This is a genomic window from Actinomadura mexicana (assembly GCF_900188105.1).
Lineage (GTDB): Bacteria > Actinomycetota > Actinomycetes > Streptosporangiales > Streptosporangiaceae > Spirillospora > Spirillospora mexicana.
Map to the genome: position 1 here is coordinate 91,862 of NZ_FZNP01000004.1, position 23,986 is coordinate 115,847.

The 23,986-nt window shown below is 70.7% G+C and carries 23 protein-coding genes and 1 riboswitch; of the genes, 7 read left to right on the forward strand and 16 right to left on the reverse strand.

Going from position 1 to position 23,986, the window contains the following annotated elements:
• The 3 genes from CHC11_RS11845 to CHC11_RS11855 all read left to right on the forward strand — a co-directional run bounded on the left by CHC11_RS11845 (nucleotide 1) and on the right by CHC11_RS11855 (nucleotide 3,297).
• Nucleotides 1-879: an amidohydrolase family protein gene (locus CHC11_RS11845; protein ID WP_089311747.1), complete on the forward strand. Its 879-nt coding sequence runs from the start codon at nucleotides 1-3 to the stop codon at nucleotides 877-879.
• A gap of 14 nt (nucleotides 880-893) precedes the next feature.
• Complete coding sequence (locus CHC11_RS11850; protein WP_089312117.1) at nucleotides 894-1,346, forward strand: MaoC family dehydratase; 453 nt, start codon at nucleotides 894-896, stop codon at nucleotides 1,344-1,346.
• 118 nt (nucleotides 1,347-1,464) lie between these two features.
• Complete coding sequence (locus tag CHC11_RS11855; RefSeq protein WP_089311748.1) at nucleotides 1,465-3,297, forward strand: acyl-CoA dehydrogenase family protein; 1,833 nt, start codon at nucleotides 1,465-1,467, stop codon at nucleotides 3,295-3,297.
• A 189-nt stretch (nucleotides 3,298-3,486) separates the two neighbouring features.
• Here CHC11_RS11855 and CHC11_RS11860 read toward each other — a convergent pair whose 3' ends face one another.
• Genes CHC11_RS11860 through CHC11_RS11875 form a run of 4 tightly spaced genes read right to left on the reverse strand, consistent with a single transcriptional unit; the run spans nucleotide 3,487 to nucleotide 8,768 of the window.
• Complete coding sequence (locus tag CHC11_RS11860) at nucleotides 3,487-4,557, reverse strand: ABC transporter permease (protein WP_089311749.1); 1,071 nt, start codon at nucleotides 4,555-4,557, stop codon at nucleotides 3,487-3,489.
• Nucleotides 4,558-4,570: 13 nt separating this feature from the next.
• On the reverse strand, nucleotides 4,571-6,130 hold the full coding sequence (locus tag CHC11_RS11865) for a sugar ABC transporter ATP-binding protein (protein WP_179278802.1): 1,560 nt from the start codon (nucleotides 6,128-6,130) through the stop codon (nucleotides 4,571-4,573).
• A complete protein-coding gene (locus tag CHC11_RS11870) occupies nucleotides 6,130-7,323 on the reverse strand; it encodes a substrate-binding domain-containing protein (RefSeq protein ID WP_089311751.1) in 1,194 nt (397 codons plus the stop codon). Before CHC11_RS11870 ends, CHC11_RS11865 begins: the two co-directional genes overlap by 1 nt.
• 32 nt (nucleotides 7,324-7,355) lie before the next feature.
• Complete coding sequence (locus tag CHC11_RS11875; protein WP_179278803.1) at nucleotides 7,356-8,768, reverse strand: amidase; 1,413 nt, start codon at nucleotides 8,766-8,768, stop codon at nucleotides 7,356-7,358.
• Nucleotides 8,769-9,169: 401 nt separating this feature from the next.
• On the opposite strand from CHC11_RS11875, the gene CHC11_RS11880 reads away from it, so the two are divergent.
• On the forward strand, nucleotides 9,170-9,979 hold the full coding sequence (locus tag CHC11_RS11880; RefSeq protein ID WP_089311752.1) for an IclR family transcriptional regulator: 810 nt from the start codon (nucleotides 9,170-9,172) through the stop codon (nucleotides 9,977-9,979).
• Between the two features lie 527 nt (nucleotides 9,980-10,506).
• Here CHC11_RS11880 and CHC11_RS11885 read toward each other — a convergent pair.
• The 3 genes from CHC11_RS11885 to CHC11_RS43405 form a co-directional block, all read right to left on the reverse strand.
• Nucleotides 10,507-11,250 carry an SDR family NAD(P)-dependent oxidoreductase gene (locus CHC11_RS11885; protein WP_089311753.1) on the reverse strand — a complete coding sequence of 248 codons (744 nt, stop codon included), beginning with the start codon at nucleotides 11,248-11,250 and terminating at the stop codon, nucleotides 10,507-10,509.
• 164 nt (nucleotides 11,251-11,414) lie between these two features.
• Nucleotides 11,415-12,023, reverse strand: a complete 609-nt coding sequence (locus CHC11_RS11890; RefSeq protein WP_089311754.1) for a response regulator — start codon at nucleotides 12,021-12,023, stop codon at nucleotides 11,415-11,417.
• Nucleotides 12,011-13,168, reverse strand: a complete 1,158-nt coding sequence (locus CHC11_RS43405) for a sensor histidine kinase (protein WP_089311755.1) — start codon at nucleotides 13,166-13,168, stop codon at nucleotides 12,011-12,013. The genes CHC11_RS11890 and CHC11_RS43405 overlap by 13 nt, the downstream gene beginning before the upstream one ends.
• 91 nt (nucleotides 13,169-13,259) lie before the next feature.
• Between CHC11_RS43405 and CHC11_RS41250 the strand changes: the two genes are divergently transcribed.
• Complete coding sequence (locus CHC11_RS41250) at nucleotides 13,260-13,406, forward strand: hypothetical protein (protein ID WP_179278804.1); 147 nt, start codon at nucleotides 13,260-13,262, stop codon at nucleotides 13,404-13,406.
• 317 nt (nucleotides 13,407-13,723) lie between these two features.
• Here the strand turns inward: CHC11_RS41250 and CHC11_RS11900 are convergent, their stop codons facing one another.
• Genes CHC11_RS11900 through CHC11_RS11920 form a run of 5 tightly spaced genes read right to left on the reverse strand, consistent with a single transcriptional unit; the run spans nucleotide 13,724 to nucleotide 17,376 of the window.
• Nucleotides 13,724-14,947, reverse strand: coding sequence for a styrene monooxygenase/indole monooxygenase family protein (locus CHC11_RS11900; RefSeq protein ID WP_089311756.1), 1,224 nt, complete (start codon nucleotides 14,945-14,947; stop codon nucleotides 13,724-13,726).
• Nucleotides 14,948-14,978: 31 nt separating this feature from the next.
• Entirely contained in the window at nucleotides 14,979-15,593 is a 615-nt protein-coding gene (locus CHC11_RS11905; RefSeq protein ID WP_089311757.1) for a GTP-binding protein, read from the reverse strand.
• Complete coding sequence (locus CHC11_RS11910) at nucleotides 15,571-15,909, reverse strand: DUF742 domain-containing protein (protein ID WP_089311758.1); 339 nt, start codon at nucleotides 15,907-15,909, stop codon at nucleotides 15,571-15,573. The genes CHC11_RS11905 and CHC11_RS11910 overlap by 23 nt, the downstream gene beginning before the upstream one ends.
• A gap of 31 nt (nucleotides 15,910-15,940) precedes the next feature.
• A complete protein-coding gene (locus CHC11_RS11915; RefSeq protein ID WP_089311759.1) occupies nucleotides 15,941-16,390 on the reverse strand; it encodes a roadblock/LC7 domain-containing protein in 450 nt (149 codons plus the stop codon).
• A complete protein-coding gene (locus CHC11_RS11920) occupies nucleotides 16,387-17,376 on the reverse strand; it encodes an ATP-binding protein (RefSeq protein ID WP_143227034.1) in 990 nt (329 codons plus the stop codon). Before CHC11_RS11920 ends, CHC11_RS11915 begins: the two co-directional genes overlap by 4 nt.
• Nucleotides 17,377-18,602: 1,226 nt before the next feature.
• Here CHC11_RS11920 and CHC11_RS11925 point away from each other — a divergent pair.
• The gene (locus CHC11_RS11925; RefSeq protein WP_179278805.1) at nucleotides 18,603-18,998 is read left to right on the forward strand and encodes an STAS domain-containing protein; all 396 of its coding nucleotides are present in this window, start codon (nucleotides 18,603-18,605) and stop codon (nucleotides 18,996-18,998) included.
• Between the two features lie 275 nt (nucleotides 18,999-19,273).
• Here the strand turns inward: CHC11_RS11925 and CHC11_RS11930 are convergent, their stop codons facing one another.
• From CHC11_RS11930 to CHC11_RS11945, 4 genes are all read right to left on the reverse strand, one after another.
• Nucleotides 19,274-19,453: a hypothetical protein gene (locus tag CHC11_RS11930; RefSeq protein ID WP_089311762.1), complete on the reverse strand. Its 180-nt coding sequence runs from the start codon at nucleotides 19,451-19,453 to the stop codon at nucleotides 19,274-19,276.
• Nucleotides 19,454-19,588: 135 nt separating this feature from the next.
• The gene (locus CHC11_RS11935; RefSeq protein ID WP_245919117.1) at nucleotides 19,589-20,203 is read right to left on the reverse strand and encodes a hypothetical protein; all 615 of its coding nucleotides are present in this window, start codon (nucleotides 20,201-20,203) and stop codon (nucleotides 19,589-19,591) included.
• 189 nt (nucleotides 20,204-20,392) lie between these two features.
• Entirely contained in the window at nucleotides 20,393-21,061 is a 669-nt protein-coding gene (locus CHC11_RS11940; protein ID WP_089311764.1) for a CHAP domain-containing protein, read from the reverse strand.
• A 14-nt stretch (nucleotides 21,062-21,075) separates the two neighbouring features.
• A riboswitch (cyclic di-AMP (ydaO/yuaA leader) is annotated at nucleotides 21,076-21,225 on the reverse strand.
• 613 nt (nucleotides 21,226-21,838) lie between these two features.
• On the reverse strand, nucleotides 21,839-23,275 hold the full coding sequence (locus CHC11_RS11945) for an MFS transporter (RefSeq protein WP_089311765.1): 1,437 nt from the start codon (nucleotides 23,273-23,275) through the stop codon (nucleotides 21,839-21,841).
• Nucleotides 23,276-23,363: 88 nt separating this feature from the next.
• On the opposite strand from CHC11_RS11945, the gene CHC11_RS11950 reads away from it, so the two are divergent.
• Nucleotides 23,364-23,939, forward strand: a complete 576-nt coding sequence (locus tag CHC11_RS11950) for a TetR/AcrR family transcriptional regulator (RefSeq protein ID WP_089311766.1) — start codon at nucleotides 23,364-23,366, stop codon at nucleotides 23,937-23,939.
• Nucleotides 23,940-23,986 lie beyond the last annotated feature (47 nt).

Consider the following 23,986-nt stretch of genomic DNA (forward strand, 5'->3'; position numbering starts at 1 on the left):
ATGTCATCGAAGATCCACACCGACGCCCTCACCGCCATCGACGTGCACGTGCACATCGAGGTGGACGACGCCGGCCACACGTCCATGGGCGGCGAGCTGCTCGAGGCCTCGGCGGCGTACTTCAAGTCGGACCACCGCACCCCGACCGCGGAGGAGATCGCCCGGACCTATCGCGACCGGGCGATGGCGGCCGTCGTCTTCACCGTGGACCACCAGGCGGCGACCGGCCACCCGCCGATCGCGAACGAGTTCGTCGCCGAGGCCGCCGCCCGGCATCCCGACGTTCTGATCCCCTTCGCGAGCCTGGACCCGGCGCGGGGCCGCGCCGCCGTCGCCGAAGCGGCCCGGCTCGTCGGCGAGTACGGTGTCCGCGGTTTCAAGTTCCACCCGAGCCTGCAGGGCTTCGATCCGGCCGACCGGGCCGTCTATCCCCTGTACGAGGCCATCGCCGCGCAGGGCGTCCCGGCCGTCTTCCACACCGGCCAGACCGGAATCGGGGCCGGGCTGCGCGGCGGCGGGGGGATACGCCTCGGCCTGTCGAACCCGATGCTGCTCGACGAAGTCGCGGCGGCCTTTCCCGACCTCACGATCGTCATGGCCCACCCCTCCTTCCCCTGGCAGGACGAGGCGCTCGCGGTCGCCACCCACAAGGACAACGTCTGGATCGACCTTTCCGGCTGGTCGCCGAAATACTTCCCTCCCAACCTGATCCGCTACGCCAACTCGCTCCTGCAGGACAAGGTCCTGTTCGGGTCGGACTTCCCGGTCATCACACCCGACCGCTGGCTCGCCGACTTCGAGCGCCTCGACATCAAGCCGGAGGTCCGGCCCAAGATCCTCAAGCACAACGCGTGCCGGCTCCTCGGCCTGACCGGATGATCACGGAGAACCCGATGCCCAGGACCGTCAAACTCGCCGAGCTCGCCGCACTGGTCGGCGAGGACCTCGGCCACAGCCGGTGGCTCACCGTCGACCAGCGTCGCATCGATACGTTCGCCGACGCGACCGACGACCACCAGTGGATCCACGTCGACACCGACGCCGCGAAGGACGGCCCGTTCGGCCGCACCATCGCCCACGGTCACCTCACGCTCTCGCTGCTCATCCCTCTGTGGAGCGAGCTGCTCGACGTCCGGAACGCCACCACGAAGATCAACTACGGTCTGGACCGGGTACGCTTCCCCGCGCCGGTGCCGAGCGGGGCCCGCATCCGGCTCCAAGCGGTCATCGACGAGGTCACCGAGATCCATGGTGGCGTCCAGCTCGTCGCCGACGCAGTGATCCACGCGGAGCGAGGGAGCAAACCCGTCTGCGTCGCCCGCCCCGTCCTTCGATACCTGGCCTGATCCGCGAACCGCCATGCCCGGCCCCGTCCCCCGGGGACGGGGCCGGCCGTGTCCGCCGGCACCGCGCCGCGGTCGCCCGGCCCAGTTCGTCACCTGTGAGAACAAGGAGCTCCGCACCATGGGGCATTACAGAGGCAACGTCCGTGACATCGAGTTCAACCTGTTCGAGGTGTTCTGCGTCGACAAGGCCCCCGGTGCGGGCGGCCGGTTTCCGGACCTGGATCGCGACACCATGCGCCACGTGCTGGACGAGGTCCACAGGCTCGCCGTGGGTCCGCTCGCGGACTCGTTCGCCGACGCGGACCGCCATCCGCCGGTCTTCGACCCGGCGACCGGCTCGGTGACGCTGCCGGCCTCCTTCAAGAAGGGCTACGCGGCACTTCGAGACGCCGAGTGGTGGCGGTTGGAGGCACCGGTGCAACTCGGTGGCGTCGCGGCTCCGCGACCGCTGGTGTGGGCCGTCGCCGAGCTGATCCTGGGCGCCAATCCGGCCATGCATCTGTACGGCACCGGCGTGGCGTTCGCCGGCGTCGTGCATCGTCACGGCACCGAGTCCCAGCGCCTGATCGCCCGGCACATCATCGAACGAGGGTGGGGTGCCACCATGGCGCTCACCGAGCCGGAGGCGGGTTCGGACGTCGGTGCCGGCCGTGCCAGGGCGCTGCCGCAGCCGGACGGCACCTGGCACATCCAGGGCGTCAAACGGTTCATCACCTCCGCCGAACACGACCTGAGCGAGAACATCGTCCATCTCGTGCTCGCGCGGCCGGTGGGAGCGGCGCCCGGCACCAAGGGGCTGTCGCTGTTCATCGTGCCGAAGTTCCTCTTCGATCCTAAGACCGGGAGGATCGACCGCCGCAACGGCGTGCGTGCCACCGGTCTTGAGCGCAAGATGGGACTCAAGGCCTCCACCACCTGCGAGCTGAGCTTCGGCGCGGGCGAGCCCGCGATCGGCTACCTCCTCGGTGACGTCCACGACGGCATCGCCCAGATGTTCGATGTCATCGAGCACACCCGGATGCTGGTCGGCGTGAAGGCCATGGCGACACTGTCGACGGCGCATCTGAACGCCGTGGAGTTCGCCAGGACGAGGATCCAGTCGCCCGACCTCGCGCGCAAGGGCGACAGAACCGCCCCGCCCGTCACGATCATCCATCACCCCGACCTGCGCGTCGGCCTGATGCTCACCAAGGCGTACACGGAAGGGCTTCGCGCCCTGGTCCTCTACACGGCCGCGCTGCAGGACGAGATCATTCTGGCCGAGCACGAGGGGGCCGACACCACCGCGGCACGTGCGATCAACGAACTGCTGCTGCCCATCGTCAAAGGCGTCGCCTCCGAACGCGCCTGCGAGCGGCTCTCCCACGCCCTGCAAACGTTCGGCGGTTCGGGCTACCTGCAAGACCATCCCGTGGAGCAGTACCTGCGAGACGCCAAGATCGACACTGTCTACGAGGGGACCACCGCGATCCAGGGGCAGGATCTCTTCTTCCGGAAGATCCTCAGGAACGAGCGGGTCGCGCTCGGTGCCCTGACGGCAGAGGTGACCGCTTTCCTGGACTCCCTCGGGGACGACCGGCTGAAGCACGGGTCCGCCGCCGTACGCGCGGCCCTGGAGGACGTCAACGGTATGGTCGACGCGATGATCGACCAGTGGCGCGCCGCCGAGCGCGACCCGCGCGAGATCTACAGAGTCGGCCAGAACACCACCCGCCTGCTGATGTCGGCCGGCGACCTGGTGATCGGATACCTGCTGCTGCGGCAGGCCGCCCGCGCCCTGGGCAGGCTGGACGAGGCGGGGCTGCCGGCCGCGGACCGGGCCTTCTACGCGGGCAAGCAGGACGTCGCACGGTTCTTCGCTCGCACCGTCCTGCCCGAACTGGCGGTTCGTCGCGCGATCGTCGCATCCACCGACAACGCCATCATGGACGTCGCCGAAGACTCCTTCTGAGGAGGGTCCCCGGACGAGGCTCGGCCCAGGCGGCGACTGCACTCCGTGCCACGCTCCGCGGGCGGTGACCCGGCAGAGTTAGCAGGGCAGGCACGGACGCCCAGTCGGCACCGGTGCGCTGAGAGCGGCCCCCTCGGGGCGGAGGACAGAAGTGGCCTGCCGCACCCTTGGGGGCCGCTTGGCGGCACGTCACCCGCGGGCGACTCCTCCGCGGGGCCGGCCGATGCTCGCCATGCCCACCGCCACCAGCAGAGCGGCCCCGTTGAAGACCTGGCTGACCCAGGAGGGGGCGCCGACCAGAGTGAGGCCGCTCACGCTGACCGCTACGAAGAGCACCCCGATGACGGTCCCGAGGACGGAGGGACGTCCCAGCTCGATCACGATGGTGCTGAGGAAGACCGCGGTCAGCGCCGGGAAGAGCAGGCTCATGCCGCTGTCGGAGGTCGCCGCGCCCTGGCGCGCCAGAAGGAGCACCCCCGCCGCCGCGGCGACGAGACCGGACAGCACGAACGACAGGAACTGGACGCGCATGACGTCGACACCGACAAGCCGGGCCGCGTTGGCGTTGGAGCCGACCGCGAAGAGATGGCGGCCGAGCGGCGTCTGGCCGATGACGAACCACACGACGACTCCCATCCCCGCCGCCGCCACCACGATCCGGGGAACGCCGAACCACGTCAGCGACCCGAGGTCGGTCAGCCCTCCCGCGATGCCCTCGGTGATCTGCATGCCGTCGGTATAGGCGAAGATCGCGCCGCCCAGCAAGGTCGCCATGCCCAGTGTCGCGATGAAGGGGTTCATCGAGAAACGCGCCACCAGCAGCCCCAGCACGACACCGATCAGGACACCGGCCGCCAATGCGATCGCGACGGCCACCGGCATCGGGAGGCCGAACCGCGACATCCCGGCGGCCGCGACGACGCACGCGGTCGCGCTGACGGCGCCGACCGAGAAGTCCAGGTAGCCCGCGGCCATGGGGAACAGCAGCGCCAGCGCGACGGCCAGCCCCACGGCCTGGTTGGCCAGCAGTGCTTGGACGTTCGCCGAGCTACGGAAAGCCTCTCCGGACTCCGGCAGGCCTGCGAACACGACTGTCATGACGACGAGCATGAGCAGCAGGCCGTAGCGTTCGACCACGGCGACGGCGGCACGGGAGCTCCGGACGCCGTACGCCGCCCTCTTCTCCGGGCCGCTCCCGGGGGGCGTCACGGGAGGCCCCGGGGCCACCCCCGTGTCGGTCGGGCCGTTGACATTGACCATCTTCAAGTCCCTTTCACGTGGTCTGGGTCGCGGCGGCGATGGCGGCCTCGGTCAACCGATCACCGCTCAGTTCGCCGGCGTCGACGCCCTCGCGCAGGATGACGACCCGATCGCAGAGCCCTTCGAGCTCCTCGAAGTCCGACGACACCACCAGTGCCGCGTTGCCGCCTGCGACGTGCTCGCGGATGAGAGCGTGGATCTCCGCGCGCGCCACCGCGTCCACTCCCTGGGTGGGCTCGTCGAGCAGCAGCAGCCGCGGATTGAGCCGGAACCAGCGCGCGAGCACGGCCTTCTGCTGGTTGCCCCCCGACAGGGCACCGAAGGCGACGTCGGGACCGGCGGCCCGGACCGCGAAGGGCTCCAACAGGGCCGCGGCGTCCCGCCGCTCGGCACGACGCGCCATCCGCCAGCCCGCCCAGTAGTCACCGACGACGGTGGCGGACATGTTCTCCCACACCGGGCGGTCCGCGAACGCCGCGTCCCGCGCCCGGTCCTCGGGCACCAGTGCGATGCCCGCGCCGATCGCGGCGGCCACGGTCCGGTGCCGGCCCGGCGCACCGCAGATCTCGATCCGGCCGGCGTCCACCGGCAGGACCCCGAAGAGCGCCTGGAGGAGACTGGAGCGGCCCGATCCGAGCAGGCCGGCCACTCCGACGATCTCTCCCTGCCCGACCTCGAGATCCACCCCGCGCAGCGGCCCCCCGGCAAGGTCGCGCACGCGCAGGATCGGCGTCCCGGCCGCCCCGCCCCGCGGCGGGACCTTCCGCCCGGGAGCGCGCCGTGCGGCACGCTCGCGGGCCGCCTCGCCCGCCATCAGCGCGACCACCCGGGCCTCGTCCAGCTCCCCGGGCGGGGCGGTCGCCACCACCGCCCCGTCGCGCAGCACGCTGATCCGGTCGGCGATGCTGAGCACCTCGCGCAGGCGGTGACTGACATAGATGATCGTCTGCCCTCGGGCCCGGCAGCGCCGCAGCGCTTCCAGGAGGAGCGAGACCTCGTGGTGGGGCAGGCTCGCCGTCGGCTCGTCCAGCACCAGCGTCACGCGCTCGCCCTCGTCGGCGTCGCGCAGCGCCCTGGCGATGGCGACCAGGGTCCGGTCGCTGGGACGCAGGTCGCGCACGAGGGTCCGCGGGTCGAGGTCGACCTGGGCCCTCCGCAACCGCTCCTCCGTCCGGCCGTGCAACCGCCGCCACGAGATCGCAGGTCCCGCCCACCGCGGATAGCCCTCGTCCAACGCGAAGTTCTCACTGATCGTCAGGTCGGGGACCAGTCCGAGGTCCTGGTGGACGAACCGCAGACCGGACGACCGCGCCACCGCCGCCGTGTACGACCCCGTGGCGTACCGCCTGCCGTGGATCGCGATCGCCCCGCCGTCGTCGGCGCCGTACACGCCGGCCAGGATCTTCAAGGTGGTCGACTTCCCCGACCCGTTGCCGCCGAGGAGGGCGTGGACCGCCCCCTCCTCCACCCGCAGGCTGAGAGCGTCGAGCACCCGGACGTCGTCGAAGGACTTGGAGACGTCGGTCAACTCGACCGCGGCGGGACCGGCTCGTCCACCAGACGCGGTGGACATCACGGCGCCTCCACACCGCTCTGGCGGTCCCATGCCTTCTTGTAAAGGCCGTCGTAGGCGATGGGACCGGTGTACTCGGTCCCGGGCGCCGGCATGTTGCGCGTCCTGTCAACGATCTGCAGGCCGACGCCCGCGGCCGCCGGCGGACTCCCCTGGAAGGCCCGGTTGAGCGCGTCTACGGTCGCGTAGGCCCGGTAGCCCGCAGAGGCGCCGTAGCAGATCTGCTGCCCCTTGCCGCTGCGGATGTAGTTCATGTTGTCGATCTGGCACTCGCCGCCGACCACCAGGAGGCCGGGCCGGTTCGCCGCGACGAGGGCCTGCTGGACGCCCGCCACGAAGAAATGATCGATGTCCACGGTGACCACGTCCACCTGCGGATGCTTCAGCAGAGCGGTTTCGAACTTCTGGCGGATTCCGGGGACGTCGGCGGGCGAGATCTTCACCGAATCGACGATCTGGCAGCCGCCGCACGCGGCGATCCGGTCGGTGAAGCCCTTGGCCTGGTACTCGCCCATGGCCACGTCCTCGAACGACACGTGCAAGATCTTCGCCTCGCCCTTGGTCTTGGCGACGACGGTGTCGGCGCGCAGGCGCCCCATCCGGGTGTAGAAGTCGGCGAGCGTGGGCGTGGCCGCCGAGTGCCGCGCCGGAGCGTCGAACAGCGCCTTGCTGCGGCCCTGGGTCGGGTCGTCGCAGTCGAAGCCGCTGAAAGACGCGATCTTGACGCCCGCGCGTCTCGCCTCCACGAGCGCCTGCCGCATCGGGGCGCAGTCGACCGCCAGCAGGACGATGCCGTCGGCCCGGGCCGCGGTCGCCTGGCGGACGCAGCCGCCCCACCCACCGCTCTCGTTGTTGCGTCCGTCGCAGACCTGGGTTCTCCAGCCGAGCGAAGCGGCGGCGGCCGACACTTCCCGGCCCTGGTAGACCAGCGCGTGAACCTGCTGCCAGGCGGAGATCACCCAGATGTTCTTGCCCGAGGCCGCCTTGGGCCCGTCCGCCGCGGGCTCGGTGTAGTCGGCCGTGCCGTACGCGCGCGTGACGGCGTCAGTCGACTCCTTGACGACCTGGGCGGAGGTGACCGTGCCCGCCGACCCCTCCGAGCGGGTGGACCCGCAGGCAGCGAGCGAGAGGAACAGGGGGAAAGCGAGCAGAGCGGCCAGGAAGGGCGCGCGTCTGCGGTTGGGGTGACGCATGTCGTGCGTTCCTAACTTGATCGGGGTGGGGTTCAGCGGTAGTCGGCCGGGACGGTGAGGGGCCAGTTCGTCCGGGCCTCCAGCGCCGCGGCCAGCCGCAGCAGGGTCGCCTCGTCGAACGGCGCGCCTATCAGCTGCACGCCGACGGGCAGCCCGGTGGGCGCGACGTGGATCGGCAGGCTGATCGCGGGCTGACCTGTGACGTTGGCCAGCAGAGTGAAGGAGACCATCAGCAACGCGCTGGGCTGCGCGGTCGCCACGTCACGGTTCGCGTCGGCGCGGACGACGCCGCGTGCGGGCGGCCGGCAGGCCATGGTGGGAGTCAGGAGCACGTCGAAGTCGCGCCGCCACTGGGCGACGATCCGGCGCGTCTCGGTTTGAAGCAGGACCGCGGTCCGGACGTAATCTCCGGCGCTGACCTGTTTCATCCGATCCCACCGGTACCGGTTGTACGGCTCGGCTCGGTCGGGGTCGGCAAAGGGATTCACATAGAGGGAGCCGGGAATGACCTGGTCGACGTAGCCTTGCGCGGCCTCGGGGCTCAGCAGCTCCGGTGAGACCGGATGGACGTCGTGGCCCATCGCGTCGAGAAGCGACGCCGCAGCCGTCGCGGCCTCGACGCATTCCGCATCGACGGGAAGTCCGGTGGGGGCGTCCACCATCAGGCCGATGCGGAGTCGGCCGGGATCCCTCCCCGGCTCGTCGGCGAAGGGCCGCTCCGGCGGCGGCGCCTGGAACCAGCCGTGCGGGTCCGGGCGGGACATGACGTCGAGCATCGCGGCGGAGTCCTGCACGTAGCGGGTGATCACACCCTCCGTACTGCAGTACTCCCACGAGGACTGGACGAGCTGGGGGACGCGTGCACGGCTGGGCTTGAGCCCGACGAGCCCGCACGCCGATGCGGGCATCCGGAGCGAGCCGCCTCCGTCGTTGCCGTGCGCCAGCGGGGCCAGGCCCGCCGCCACCGCCGCGGCGGCGCCACCGCTCGATCCTCCCGGCGACCGACGAAGGTCCCACGGGTTCGTCGTCGGGCCGTAGCGCGCGTTCTCGGTGTCGGGCAGGGTGCCCATCTCCGCGGAGTTGGTCCTGCCCATGAGGATGCAGCCCGCTTCCAGGAACCGGTCGACGACCAGCTCGTTACCATGGCGCGGCGTGTCGGGAACCCCCAGCGACCCCATGGTGTTGGGCTGCCCGGCCACGGAGGTCAGGTCCTTGATCGGCAGGGGCACACCGTGGAAGGGTCCGAGCTGCTCGCCCGACATGACAGCCCTGGTGGCCGTCTCGGCGGCGTCCATGACCCGCTCCGGGTCATGCCAGATGAACGCGTTGAGCTCGCGATCGTATTGCTCGATGCGCCCGAGATAGAACTCGACGACCTCCACGGGGCTCACCTTGCGCGAACGGACCGCCTCAGCGATCGAGACCGCGGAGCTGAAGGGTTCCATGATCCTTCCTTTCACTCGTGTCCGCTGATCCGCCGGGAGGCATCGCTGCGGAGCGAGGCGATGGGCGATGGGCGATGGCGCTCCGCGTTCCGGCCCGTCCGGCAGAAAGCGGTCGTCCGCTCTGAGGAGCCACCGGCGGCAGGCCGTCCCAGCGCGGACGTGCGCCGTTGCCTGTGCGGCGGATGGTCAGGCATCCGGCGGTCACGCTGCGTCCACACCCGCGGCAGGCGGCGGTCGGTGACTCCTGCGTGCAGGCGGCCGCGCGGAGACGAATCGGCGGCGTCGGAGGGAAGGCGGCTCCACTCGGAGGGCGGCCCCTCGATGCCGAAGCTCGGATGTGAACCAACAGACATAGCCGCACCATACGAGCGGGGTTCCAGATAACGGTACGGTATTCTGCTATGGAGAACAGGCCGCCTTACCCGCTCCGCTCGGTGGACAACGCCCTGCACCTGCTGCAAGTCCTGCGCGACCAGGGCGGGCTGCGTGTCAGCGAGGCCGCCGCGGAGCTGGGAACCGCCCGCTCCACGGCGCACCGGCTGCTGGCCATGCTCGTGTACCGGGGCTTCGCCGTGCAGGACGACAACCACACCTACCTGCCGGGGCCCGCCCTCTCGGCTCCCAGCCTGCTCGGCGGGCCGCGCATGCAACGGCTACGCCGTGCGCTGCTTCCGCACATGGAGGCCCTGTGCGACCGCGTGAACGAGTCGGTCAACCTCATGGTCCGGGTCGGCACGCAGACGCGCTTCCTCGCCACTGTCGAGTCCCACCAGGCTCTGCACGTGGGTGATCGGCAGGGCACGATCCTTCCCGCGCACCTGTCGTCGGGCGGCCGCGCCCTCCTAGCCGAACTCGACGACGCGCAGCTGGCCGCGCTGTACTTGACCGAAGACGCGTCGAGTTCCGCGGCCCATCGGGATACGTCCGCCTCAGACCGCGACGGCAAAATCTCGACGGCCGATTTCCAGCGGCTCCTGGAGGGGCTGCGCGGCGTGCGCAGGAGCGGTTACGCGCTGAATCTCGAAGCCACCGAGGCCGGCATCTGCGCCATCGGGAAGTGCGCGGTCGACAGATCCGGCCAGGTCGTCGGAGCCCTCACCATAGCGGCACCCACTCCTCGTTTCCCCCGAAGCCGGATCTCTCCTCTGGCGGCAGAGCTACGCCTCACGATCGAACGCGCCTGCCATGACATGGACCCGCATATCATGTAACTCCCCGTTTTCCGACGGCGCGCCCTGGACGACAGCACCCGACCTGGAACGGTGCTCGTGATCACAGGTCGGTAATCAAGATCGGAAGTTCTCACCGATCCCCGGAGTTCGCCCGATCGGAACGAGACATCTATGAGGTGAAGCCCTCGGTAAAATGCCTGCTTCCCGAACCTGCTAATGGCAAGCGGATACGGCGAGTCCCGACCGAAACGAATTAACCGGCCACGGCCTTCCCCGACGATCGGGCTGCTCTCTTGAGATCGGTCCGGTGAACCGCTCGTCCTGCCCGGTGCGCAAGGCGACGCGCTGGCGATCTGCACGAGGCCGACAGATCGGCGAGGCGGGCTCACCGGCCGGCAGAATCGAGGAGGCCTTTCTCGCCGTGCTCGTCGAGGATGTTTCCGGCCTACTCGCGACCCGAGCCCCGGTCCCCTCAAGGCCCACCATGACCGGCGGCCTTCGCGGCGGGCCACTGCATGCCGAGCGCCCGCGGCGCCGCCGCGGACGCTCGGCATGGCGGCGGGAGATCACCACTCGACGGGGCCGAGCCGGTCGATGAAGGTCCCGGTCGGCCCGTCGGCGCCGATCGTCGCGAGCTCGATGATCGAGTCGGTGCCCTCGGTGACCGTGAGCTCGCCGGTGTGCCTGTTCATGTCGGTGGCGGCGAACTTGCGGTTGGCGACCTCGCCGGGAGTGGCGACGTTGAACTTGATCTCCGGCAGCGCCTGGGCGTACCGGACGGTGACCATGTTCAGCGCCGCCTTCGAGGAGGAGTAGGCCAGCTCGTGCATCCGCGAGACCGGCTGGGCCGGATCGGTCACCACCGCAAAAGAACCGCCGGCGCTGGACACCATCACCACCCGCGGATTGTCCGCCGCCCGCAGCAGGGGCAGGAAGGCGTGCGTGACCCTGATCGGCCCGTACACGTTGACGTCGTAGACGGGATGGATGTCCCCGGCCGCCGCGTCCGCCGGCGCGACCACGCCTCCCGAGGCGCCCGCATTGTTGATCAGCACGTCGAGACGGTCGGTGTGCCGGCGGACGAGCGCCGCGGCATCGAGCACCGACTCGTCGGAGGTCACGTCCAAGGGCACCAGGACCACGTTCGCGCCGCCGGCGGTCAGCTTGTCGGCGGCTGCCCGTCCCCGGCCCTCGTCACGCGAGCCGAGGAAGATCTTCCAGCCCCGTTCCCCGAGCCGCCGGGCCGCCTCCAGCCCCAGCCCCTTGTTGCCTCCGGTGATCAGCACCGAGGTCTGCTCCACGCTCGTCATCGGTCCCCCATTCGCGATAGCCGGTACCGCGCGGATCGTCCGCGCGGCATCTTGACGTCCATGGGGCACCGGCGCCGGGAGCCCTGTGACAGCCGAAGGCGTGTGACGTGCGCCACAAACGGGCGGCCTCCCCGGTGGCAGCGCGAACACCGAGGACTAGCGGCTCAGGGCGGCGGCAGTACGCCGCGCTCGATCGCGGCCATCACCGCCGCCGTCCGGTCCGACACCCCGAGCTTGGCGAACACCCGCAGCAGGTGCGTCTTCACCGTCGCCTGCCCGATGAACAGGCGTCCTCCGATCTCGGCGTTGGTGAGGCCCTGCGCGACGAGGGCGAGGACCTCCGTCTCCCGCGCCGACAGCACGGGGGCCTCCCTCACCGCGCCCAGCCGCGCCGACACCGACGGCGACAGCACCGTCCGGCCCGCCGCGACGTCCCGGATCGCCCTGGCCAGGTCCGCCCGCGAGGCGTCCTTCAGCAGGCAGCCGGCGGCGCCCGACCGGACGGCCGCGACGATGCCGGCATCGTCCTCGAACGTCGTCAGCACCAGCACCCGGCACCCCGGCCCGAGCCGCTCGATCGCGCTCACCCCGTCCCCGCCGGGCATCCGCAGGTCCATCAGGATCACGTCCGGCGCGACCCGCGGCGCCAGCGCGACGGCCTCGTCCCCCGAAGCCGCCTCCGCCGCCACCTCCATGCCGGGCTCGGCCGCGAGCATCCCGCGCAGCCCCTCCCGGACGATCGGATGGTCGTCCACGATCATCACCCGGAGCACGGCACGACCGCCTCGACCACGGCGCCCTCGCCCGCGGCGCTGCGCACCACCAGGTCACCGCCCGCCTGCTCGACGCGCCCGCGCATCCCCCGCAGCCCGAACCCGGACGCGGTCACCGGGTCGAACCCCCGGCCGTCGTCGGCGACCGTCAGCCGCACCGCGTCCCGCTCGAACTCCAGCGACATCCACACCGATCCAGCGCCGGAATGCCTGCGGATGTTCGTCAGCGACTCCTGCGCCACCCGCAGCAGCACCGCCTCCGTCTCCAACGGCCGCTGCTCCCCCTCGACATCGAACTCCACGGGAAGCACGAAGCCGGCGGCGAGCCGCCGCAGCGCCTCCACCAGCGACCCCTCCGCCAGTGCGGGCGGCGCCAACGCCGCGACCAGCCCTCGCGTCTCGGCGAGGTTCTCCCGCGCCGTCCGCGCGATGAGGCCCAGATGCCGGTTCGGCCCGACCTCCGCCTCGGCGGCCTGGACCAGCATCGTAATGCTGGTGAACCCCTGCGCGATCGTGTCGTGGATGTCGCGCGACAGCCGCTCCCGCTCGGCGAGCACGCCCGCCTCGCGGCTCACCTCCGCGAGCTCACCGCGGGTGCGGTCCAGCTCGTCGATCAGCCGGGCCCGCTCCCGGTTCTGCGCGCTGAGCCGTCCGATGAACGTGGCGAGCAGCGCGCTGCACGCGATCGACACCAGCATCATCACCAGCGTCAGCGTCACGCCCGCGCCGGACGCCGCCATCGCGGAGCCGATCGCCCCCGAGAACAGCACGACCATCAGGGCGAACCCGCGGCCCACCCCGTACATCATGTAGACCTGCGGTACCAGCGCGGCCAGCCCCGTCGACGTCACCGGCGCCAGAAGCGTCGCGGGCACGAACATCAGGACCAGCGCCGCCGCATACAGCCGGCACCCCGGCCGCTTCTCCTCCCGCGACCGCAGCGCCTTCCGCCCGACCGCCGCGTACGCCAGGCTCAGCAGCACCAGCAGCATGATCGCCGCCGCCCGCCGCCCCGGCGGCAGGCCGTCCGCCGCCGTCGCCGCGATCGTGCCGACCAGCACCAGCGCGAAGTAGGCGTCCCAGAACGGATACGACCGGAACCAGACGTTCGCCGCTCGCGCCATCACCGGATCGACGCCGGTCATCGCTCACCCCTGTCCACCGACCGGTGGATACCCCTGCTGGACCGGCACCGGGAACATTCTAGGCATGTCCGCAAACACCGCTAGGAATTGCATGTTCACCCTGACCATTCTCTACGGTCTCGTCATCGCCCTCCTCGCGATGCTGGACGTCCCCGCCCTCGGCATCGTCGCCGCGATCGGCGGCGTCCTGCTCGGCTGCGGCTGGGGCTTCTCCGGCAGGTTCACCCGCCGCACCTGACCCGCTCAGTGCCACCGCACCTCGGCGAACCGCCCGATCAGGCCCGCGAACGACGGCCCCCGCCCGGCCCCCGTACCGGCCCGTACTTGCGAACGGTGCGCCCGAGCCCCTTCATCGACGCACGGACGGGGTCTCGTTCGCACAAGATCGTCGGCAGCATCAGTGCAGCGGGCCGATGGTGCGCTCGCTCTCAGTACAGGGCCGACTGGTCGATGGTGGCCGGGACCACGGGCGGGGCGCGGATGTCGGTGGAGACGGGGTGGGCGGGGCCACACAGCCCTCCCGGCCGACTACGGACGCCGGCGCTCGCCGACCGGTCAGAGAGAGGCCAGGTAGGCGTCGGTTTCGGCGGGATCCATCAGCCAGTTCGCGAAGTCGTGGGGATTGGCGTACCCGTAGGCGAACCGGTAGGCGACCGCCTCGTTCTGAGCCGCCACACCGAGCACTTTTTGCACATGCTCGGGCAGCGGGCCGAGCATCATGTTGGTGTAGGCGGTCGGATGCCGCGCGTAGTCCCAGAAGACGTCGAACGTTCGCTGCATCCACTTCGCGTCGAACGGCCGGTCCCCATGTCGGATGATCTCCTGGCAGTAGATCGCGGCGCAGCGCGCGGCGTTGTTCGAGCCCTGCCCCGTGACCGGGTCGTTCGCCACGAGCACGTCACCCATGCCGAGAACGTTCACCGAGCCCGACAGCCGTCCCACCGGGTGCCGCACGACCGGTGCGTAGCCTCCGTACAGGGTGCAGCGGGCGTCCGTGGGCTCCGCGCCGGCGGCCCGCTCGTATTCCCACGGGGCGTACTGGCGCATCAGCTCCAGGGTCCGGGCCAGGTGGCCGTCCGGGGACGGGCGGTCCGACCACACGTCGAACGGCCCTCGGGGCACGGCCTCCCAGAGGATGATGTCGCAGGGACCGGTGTTGGTGTAGCCCGGCATGAAGAACAACTCCCCGATCCCCGGGGTCGCGGTGATCCGGACATGGGGCTCGGGGTGGTCCGGCCGCGGGGACATACCGTGCAGGTAGATGCACGACAGGTGCCGCTGCGGACGGTCGTAGGGGGACCGGGACGCGTCCCGGTCGAACAGCTCGACCAGCTCCCCCTTGCCGGCCGCGACGAGCGTCAGGTCGTACAGCGCGGCCAGGCCCTCCAGGTCGGAGGTCATCACCCCGTGGTAGACGACGTTCCCGCCGCGTGACTCGAACAGCTCCAGCCAGCCCGCCATCTTCACTCTCTGGTCCACCGACTGGGCGTAGTCGTCCCATCGGCCGACGAACTGCAGCGCCTCCTGGCCGGGCGGCCCGGCGACCGTCAGCCGCTGCGCGACGATCCTGGGGGCCTGCTCCTCCCACAGGTTCAACCCGCGGTCGCGTTCCAGCTGGAGCTGCGGCCAGAACATGCACTGGGTCGACATGATCCGGCCGCCGCGGATCTCCTCCGGGGTCCGAGCCGACATCACCGTCACCTCGTAGCCCTCGGACTGAAGGCTCAGGGCGAGCTGCAGCCCGGCCTGCCCGGCACCGATGATCAGAATCCTGCGCAACGCGTCCTCCTAGCCGAAGATCCCCGGGGCATCAGGGGGTGGCCACGGCGCCGGACCGCCGTCCGGCCGTGGTCTGCAGGGTGTGGGTCAGGGTCTCGGTGAGCACCCTGGCGACCGAGCCGCGGTCGCGGGCGTCGCAGGTCGTCAGCGGTACTTCGGCCGGCAGCCTCAGCGCGTCCCGCACCGCGGGGAGCGGGTGGGAGCACCGGCCGTCGAACAGGTTGACCGCGACGATGAAGGGCACGTCGGAGTCGTTCTCGAAGTAGTTCACCGCGGGGAAGGAGAGGTCCAGCCGGCGCGTGTCCACCAGGACGAGCGCCCCGCTGGCGCCCCGGCACAGGTCGTCCCACATCGGCCAGAAGCGCGGCTGGCCGGGCGTGCCGAACAGGTACAGGATCAGATCGGCGGCCATGGTGATGCGCCCGAAGTCCATCGCGACGGTGGTCGTGGTCTTGCCGCCGGGCTCGCCGGCGACCGAGTCGACGGTCTTGGCGGCCTGGGTCATCCAGGCCTCGGTGTTGACCGGAGGGATCTCCGACACCGCGCCGACCAGGGTCGTCTTGCCGACGCCGAACCCGCCCGCGACGACGATCTTGGCCGAGGCGCGCGACTGCGGCGGGCGGTCAGGCGAGCTCGCGTAGACCATCGATCACTCTCTCCAGGATGCGCGGGTCGTACGGGGAGATCCCAGACCCGATCGCGACTCGGTCACCCGCCGCCAGATCGCTCAGCAGGACTCGGGTGACTCCCAGCGACACCCCGCAGTTCGCCGACAGTTCCGCAACCGACTCCTCGGCGGAGTGCACACGGTCGTAGAGGGCGCGGGCCTCGGGTAGCAGGCGCGCGGCGAACGCGGCGTCGTAGCCACGTCCGGTCACCAGGGTGTGCACGAGCAGGTGCCGGCGCCCGCGGGTCCGCCCGCCGGTCAGGACGTAGGGCCGCACCCAGGGATGGGCCGTCATGGTCGACCTCCAGTCGCGGGGAGCGCGCGGGTCATGGCGTCCTCTGCGCGGTCGACATCCGGCGCAGGTCGTCGCGCATCTGCGGGGTCAGCACGTGCCCGACGCTCTCGACGAGCCGGCTCATCTGGTGGGCCACCGCACCGAGGTTGGCGCCCTCGGACACCAGCACCGCCAGCCCGGCCAGGCTGCCGATGCTCATGAACAGGAAGTGGCCGGCCGGGAACTTCAGCATCACCTGCTCGCAGCCGCTCTCCCCGACCCTGCGGGCGATGTTGTTGGCCAGGCTGATCATGCCGCTGGTCATGGCGGCCACCGGGTCGGCGAAGTCGGTGGGCATCCGGCCGGAGCCGACGAGCAACAGGCCGTCGGAGGACACCAGCAGCGCGTGCGCGACCCCGGGCGTGGAGTCGGCGAAATCGTTGAGCAGCCAGCCGAAGCCCTCCGGGCCCTGCGGCCGGTCGTTGTCGACGTTGACGGTCATGATTCGGCTCGTCCCTCCGAGGGGTCGTCGGCTTCGTGCCCGCCCGCGATGCGGCCGCCCGAGGCGAAGGCCTCCAGGTCCTCGGCGAACGACTGGGCGGCCTGCTGCCCGCCGCCGGGCGCCGGCACCGAACGCAGGGTGGCGCTCGCCTTCGGCATCGCCTCCGAACTCCGCAGGCTCACGCTCTCCCGTCGCGGCAGCGGGTCGAGGCCGGTGACCGCCGACTGTGCGACTGGAGCCTCGGCGGGAACCGGCTCCGGCTCCGGCATCGTCAGATGGGTCAGCGACCGATCCACGGCGACGGGGGGACGCGGTGCCGCGGCCGCCGCCGGACGGGGCGGAGCGGGAGGATCCTCCACCAGTTCGCACAGCAGCGCGGGCGGTATCACCACCATCGCGACCGTGCCTTGGGCGGAGCCGCTCACCGCCGGGCGGCACGCCAACTGCACACTGATCCCGTGCTTGGCCGCCAGCCGGTGGGCGACCGGAAAGCCCGTGTGGCGCGCGGTGTCCGGCCCGATCGGCGGGACGGGCCCGGCGAGCATCGCGTTGACGGCCTGCAGCCGATCCGGATTGATGCCGATGCCCCCGTCCTCGATCCGCATCATGACGGCGCCGTTGTCCAGCAGGTAGGCGCTGACGGTGACCCGGGACGGGGAGTACCTGGTCGCGTTGTCCAGCAGCACGGCCAGCAGGCAGGCCGCGTCATCGGCGGCGTACGGGACCACGGCGAGCTGGACGACCTTGGCGATGACCACCTGGGTGTACCGCTCGATCGAGGACTCGGCGAGGCGGACGACGTCGACGAGCGAGGTGGTGTGCCCACCCATCTCCCCCGAGTCGCGCCCGGCCAGAACTCCCATCTCGCGCGCCACGCGGCGCATCCGGGTGACCGCATGATCGACTCTGTAGAGCAGTTGCAGCCGATCGGGGTCCTCTTCCTCGCCTTCCAGTTGGTCCAGGGCGGGACGAAGCTGTTCGCTCAACAGCAGCACCTGCTGGGAGAACTGCTCGAACACCGCCGGCCAGGCGCTCTCCGGAGGAGGACCGGCAGGGAGGGAAACGGCCGCGACGTGACCGGCCGGCGGGGCATAGCCGGTCGCCGGGTGTGCCGCACCTGCGCTCCACCCGCCCTGCTGCACCTGCTGAGGCTGCATCCCGGGCCGCGTCTGTGGCGCGGGAGGTGACTGCGTCGGCCGGGACGCGACCGCCCTGCGCCTCCACCGGCTCACGTTCGGTCACCGCGGCATCGCATGCTCACTGACATGTCCGTGTCGCCACGGCCCCGCTTCATGTTCCGGGTCGTCCTTCCGGTTGTTGCGTCCGCGCCCGGCGAGGCGGCTCCTGGAGGCGTTCAGGGGCCTGCACCTGCATCGACGCACGGCACAGCCACGCGCAAACCTTTGCGAGAGAGGTCCTCAGGCACGGCGACCACGCAAAAGGGTGGCAGAACAACTTGTGGTGAGCAACGCCCTTTGAGAAAACCGCGCCATTTGTCGCAAAGATCCCTTTTCCCGCACTACCTCCTCCACCTCAAGCCGGCGGATGAGGCCACGGACCTGCGCCGAGGTGAAGCGAGGCTTCTGGTCTGCGGCGAACTGGGCCTCAACGCTCTTCCAGAGAACCAATCGCCAACCACGCTTCCTGGTTTTATCGTTGAGCCAGATGAAGGCGTTTTCGAGCGCCAGACCTGATTTCTGCTATTAGCGGCCACCCGGATCTGGATGCCGTCCCAGCGAGCACGGGTTCGGGGATTTCGGCGGACGCGGGCCCGTGCGGTCTCGCCGCGCCTTCCGGGCCAGTCACCTCGGGCCCACCGCGACTGTCAGCGCCGGTCGCCGACCGACGCGGTCATGACGGCGATCGCCATCGAGGAGCCGTTCGCCGATGAGTTCCTCGACGACCTGCGGTCCCTTTGCGGCATCCCGGACGACAGGCCGCTGCCCAGTCCGATCCGGGGCGGCCGGAGGTCGCCGGATGGGCGGCTGCGAGATCGAGGTTGTCGGTGCTACCGGGGGCACCTCGGCTCTGACCGGCCGCGGGCATTCCGGCTGGGTGAGGCTGGGCCCGTGGGTTCTGGTGCCCACCGCCGTAGCTACCGCCGCCGTGGTCGGCGTCGGCGGGAAAGCGGTCTGTCCGTCACTGGCCTACTGCGTTTTCGGCATGCGGGAGCCGGGTACCGCCCCATACCCCAGCGGCGGAGGTGATCGGTGTGATCGACGACACCGGTGGGCGGCCGCCGTCCACGCCCGAAGAGCGGTTGAGCGTGCACTGCCAGGCCCAGCCGGGCGACGGTGTGCTGGTGGCGGGTGTCGCCGGGGAGATCGATTCGGCCACCGCGGGGCTGCTGCGCGAGTGGGTGATCTCGGCGGCGGTGCCGGTCTCAGCGCCCCGGCTGGTCCTGGACCTGGACGGGGTGACCTTCTGCGACGCCGCGGGGCTGGGCGCGCTGGTGGCGATCCGCAACGCCGTCCGCGCCCGCGGCGGGGACCTGGTCCTCGCCCGGCCTCCGGACATGTGCCATCAGATCCTGCGCCGCACCGGCCTGGACCGGCACATCCACATCGCCGCCACCCTCGACCGCGCCATCGCCCTCCTCACCAGCTGAAACCGCCCGCCGCAGGTCCCTGGTCCAGGGCCCTTACCCGCCGGGCCGTTCTCCCGCCGACCGTCACACCGTCGACTTCGCCAGCCACCCCTTCGCGTCCCGCCCCGGCACCCACACCAACTCACCGCTATCGCGATACCGGTCACACGATTGGAGCTGTCCGCTCCCCCGGCGACGACGCCTGGCGAAGCCGCGCGGCCGCCGTCCGGACCCTGGGGAACCCTCTATCACCAGTCCACGGCCATGGTCATGCGCACTTCCGCAGTTGGCGACGATCACCTGGTGCCGCGCCCCGAGGAATCTTCGACGCGTCCGACCGGGCCCGTCTTGGCCAGCAGGCTCATGCCCCAGAACTGGGCCACAAGGATCCGGACGAGAAGGTCGGGGTCGACACCCTCGCGCAGCGCTCCCCGATCGGCGGCCGCGCCGCGCAAGAAGGCGAGGGGCGGCCTCACCCGAGACGACGGCGCTGCGTCGCCGCCTGCGCTTCCTGTCCCGAAACGTGACGGACCCCGCTCTCGTCCGAGGACGGGAGCGGGGTCTGTGATGGGGCTCGGGGACGGCCAGGCGGATCACCTGGTCGGGCTCGGTCAACCGAGGGGCTTCGGGGCGCCCTTCTTGCCGGCGCCGTGGCCCCAGGACAGGACCTCGTACTTGACGCCCTTCAGGTGGCCCGTCGAGGTGCCCGTGTCGTACTTGCTGCTCGGCTTCTTGCCGTCCACCAGGTGGCGGAAGGTGTAGGTGTCGAGGTCGAGCATGACGCCGCGGTGCGACGGCTCGCCCGGCCCGCGGTCCCCGACGAAGCCGGTGACGCTGTGCCCCTTGTAGGTGACCTTCACCTTGGTGTGCATGGGCCAGCTCGGGCTGGCGAACAGGCCCTTCTGCATCGGCTTGCCGCCCGCCGGGGCGCCGGTGTCGCCGTTGACGCCCGAGCCGTCGTCCCAGAAGTAGGACGCGGTGGTGCTGCCCGACAGGACGGTGTGGCTCTTCGGAGCGACCTTGCCGGTGGTATGGCGGGTGGCCTTCGCGTGGTGCTGCCCGGTGACCTGCTGCCCGGTCACCTGCTGTCCGGTGACCTGCTGCCCGGTGACCTTGTGCGCCATCGGGTTGTCCGCCGGGGCTCCATGGGAGGTCTCGACCGCCACGCCCGCGACCAGCATGCCCGCGAAGGCGGTACCGATCAGGGCGATGACTCGCTGCTGCATGCTCATCCTTTGCTCGGGTGGTCCGGGCGCCGGGTCACGCCTTCGGCCGTGAGGGGCTCGCCGTTCGGGCATGACGGATCCGGCGCACGGCGCGTGGGCGTGCCCGCGACGTGGGTGTGATCGCGCGGATGGAGAAGGGGGGAGCACCACTGGACGGTGCGGGGCAAGGGGCCGCCGAGCGGCCCCGGCTCACCGGTATTCGGGGTAGCCGTAGCCGGCGACGGTGGAGGTGTCGCGGACCTTCTTCTTCACCGCGTCACCGGTGTTGCCCTCGATGGTGTTGATGGTGCCGTCGTGGTTGTCCTTCACGACGATGCCGACATGGTCGACACCCTTGATGCCGCCGCCGTTCCAGGCGAAGAAGACCACGGCGCCGGGCTTCGGGGTCTCGCCGAAGCGGCCGGTCTTCTTGAACCACTTGGCATGGCTGACGGTGTAGGCGTCGGCGCCCATGCCCATGGTGCCGGTGTGCTGGCCCAGCCAGGACACGAACATGTCGCACCAAGACTGGTTCTTGTAGACCGAGGCGCTCTCGGCGCCGATGCGGTGGGCGTTCTGCTCGCCCAGCGACGAGCTGACGTACCAGTTGTTGAACTTGCTGTTGCCCGAGGCGTTCTCGTGGGTGCCGACCTGCGTGCGCGCGAGCTTGATGACGTCCTGCGCGGAGGCGCCGGCCTTGGCGCCGTTGGCATCGGCCTTGGACACGGCGGCGACGTGCGCGACGTTCGCGGGCTTGGTGTCCGCCTGGGCGGACGGGGCCAGGGAGGCGAAGCCGAATGCACCTGCCAGGGAGAGGACGGCGCCGGCAGCGACGCGGGTGCCCACGCGCTTGGTCAGGTCAAAGGTACGAGCGGTCATACGAAGGTTCTCCTGAGTTCTTCCAGTCCGCCTACCGGGTTAGCTGTCGGGTTCGGGCATGGAAGTGGCCCTACCGCGGCCCCGCGCACGGCGGGGGTGCGGATTCACCCCGGTGTTTCGGTGGGTCCCCGGCTCCGCTCGGCCGTGATCGGCGCTCTGCGGACTCGGCGGCGGACGTGCCTTGATCGGCCGTCCTGATGATCAGGGACTCGATGCGCCCTAAATGATCTGGTCGGACGCTTCGGACGGGCTTTCCCGTCGGTCACACACCCACAACAGGCTCAAGCGGCCCCATATTTCGTCAAGCACGTCCCAAAGACCCGGCCCACCTGCAAAGACTCAACAAAAGTCCCTAAACGCAAGGGCTGCGGTCCAGTCAGGCGGGACCATGATTTTCCGGTCCGCCACCTCCGCACAGAGGGAGGCGACCACACCCGACCGCCCCAACGTCGCCTGAAGTTCGCGTGCCACATAGCTCGTTGTCTTTGAGCCAACTGTGCGGATCTGAGCCGAGCGTGGAGGCGGATCCCCCGCCGCCTACGGCGATGCCGGACACGGGTCGGACGCGGGTCGGTGAACAACGCAAGGGTCGGGGCAGCAACCCGGAATTCTGGACGGAGAACGTGTGCACAGGCACCGCCGTGAGCGTCGAAGCTGGCGCCCACGGCCGTCATTCATCCCGCCGTCGGAGCCCCGCCCGGCGTCCGCAGCGACTCCGCGACCCGTTGCCACTCCGACCACCGGCTCAGGACGGATGCTGCGCGCCACCTGGCCGCGTCAGTGACTCGTGGTGTTCTCGTGAACGCGCAGAGCTGGGTTCGCCGGCCGTGAGGACTCGGTGCTCCTGATCAGCCACAGGCCCGTGAACACGGCGGTGGCCAAGGTGACGACGCCGGCCACGACGAAGGCGCTGTCGAGCCCCTCCTCGAAGGAGGCGCCACCGGACTCCCGGGTGCGGACGACGGCTCCGAGCACCGCCACGCCGAGGACCGCGCCGATCTGCCGGGTGGTGCTGCTGACGCCCGACGCCAGGCCGCCCTCCTGCGGGCTCACCGACTGGATGGCGGCGCCGGTCAGCGGGGACATGGTCAGGGCGAAACCGATGCCGACCACCGCCAGCCGCCACCACACGTTCGTGTAGCCGGTGCCGGCGTGCACGAAGCCCAGGGCCAGCAGTCCCAGCCCGGCCAGCGTCAGGCCGATGGTGACCATGATCCGGAAGCCGTACCGGGCGGCGAACCGGCCCGCGAACGGGCTGATGACGACCATCGCGAGCGTGGCGGGCAGGGTCTGCACCCCCGCTCGCAGGATCGAGCTGCCCTGGACGTAGACGAAGAACTGGGAGAAGAAGAACGACGAGCCCATGAGCGCGAAACCGACCACGATCATCGCCGTGTTGGAGACCGTGAACAGGCGTTGCCGGAAGAGTCGCAGTGGCAGCATCGGTGCCGAAACCCGCCCTTCGACGACCACGAAGACGGCGAGGATCACGGCCGCGGCGGCGAAGCTGCTCAGGATCACAGGCGAGGTCCAGCCACGGGAGCCGCCCTCGATCAGCCCGTAGGTGAGCGCCCCCACGCCCAGGACGGACAGGACCGTTCCCGGGACGTCGATCGCCGGCGCGCTCGGGTTGCGGGACTCCCCCAGCGCGCGCAGGCCGGCGACCAGCAGGACCGCGCCGACGGGCACGTTGACGAGGAAGATGGCGGGCCAGCCGAAGGCCTCCACCAGAACGCCGCCGGCCAATGGTCCGGCGGCCAGACCGATTCCGCTGAATCCGGCCCACAGCCCGATCGCCCTGACCCGCTCCTGCGGAACCGGATACGCGGCGGCGAGCAGGGTCAGCGAGGCGGGGCTCAGCGCCGCGGCCCCGACGCCCTGCAGCACCCGCCCGACGATCAGCCAGCCGATCGAGGGTGCGGCGGAGCACAGGACGGACGCGGCGGTGAACACCACGACGCCGGCCAGGAACATCCTCTTGCGGCCGAAGCGGTCGGCGAAGACGCCGCCGGACAGCAACAGCATGGCGACCAGCAGCACATAGGCGTCGACGATCCATTGCAGCCCGGTCAACTGGGTGTGCAGCCGCTCCTGCATGTCGGGCAGCGCCGCACCGACGATCGTGTTGTCGAGCAGCACCATGAACTGCCCCAGGCAGGTCACCGTGAGCAACGCCGCCCGGTTCGGCACGGCCACCGGCGGTGCAGACTTCATCGCTCCTCCTAAAGCAGCTTGCTACTGCTTTAGGACCCTAGACAGTGAGGGCCGTTAACGCAACTGCGAGCTGCGCTAAGGTGGGGGCATGGAGGAACGACGGCCGGTCCGGCGGCCCGGCGGGCGCAGCGCCCGTGTCCGGACGGCGGTGCACCGGGCCGTCACGGATCTGGTCGGCGAGCGCGGCTACGGCGAGTTCACGGTCGGTGACGTCGCGGCCCGCGCGGGCGTGGCCGACACCAGCGTCTACCGCCGGTGGGGCACCCTAGAGGCCCTGCTCACCGACGTGGTGCTCACGCGCCTGAACGCGCAGTCGCCGATGCCCGACACCGGGAGCCTGGCCGGTGACCTGCACGCCTACGCGGCCCAGGTGGCGCGCGAGATCATGGGACCCGACGGCCTGGCGGTGCTGCGCCTGACCGTCGCCCTGTCGAACAGGGGCGAACGGGGTCTGCGGGCGCGTGACGACTTTCTCGCCGAACGCACCCGGTTCGTGCAGGCCATGCTCGACCGCGCCGGCGAACGCGGCGAGAATCCGCCCGACGTACTGGGCGTGCTCGACCACATCATGGCCCCGATGTACATCCGCGTCCTGTTCGGCGCGGGCCCGCTCACCCCGGACTACATCGCCGGCCTGGTCGACCGATTGCTGGGGCAGGACTGATCGCCTGCCCTTCGGCAGAGCGCGGAACGGCCGGGCGGTGCATGCTC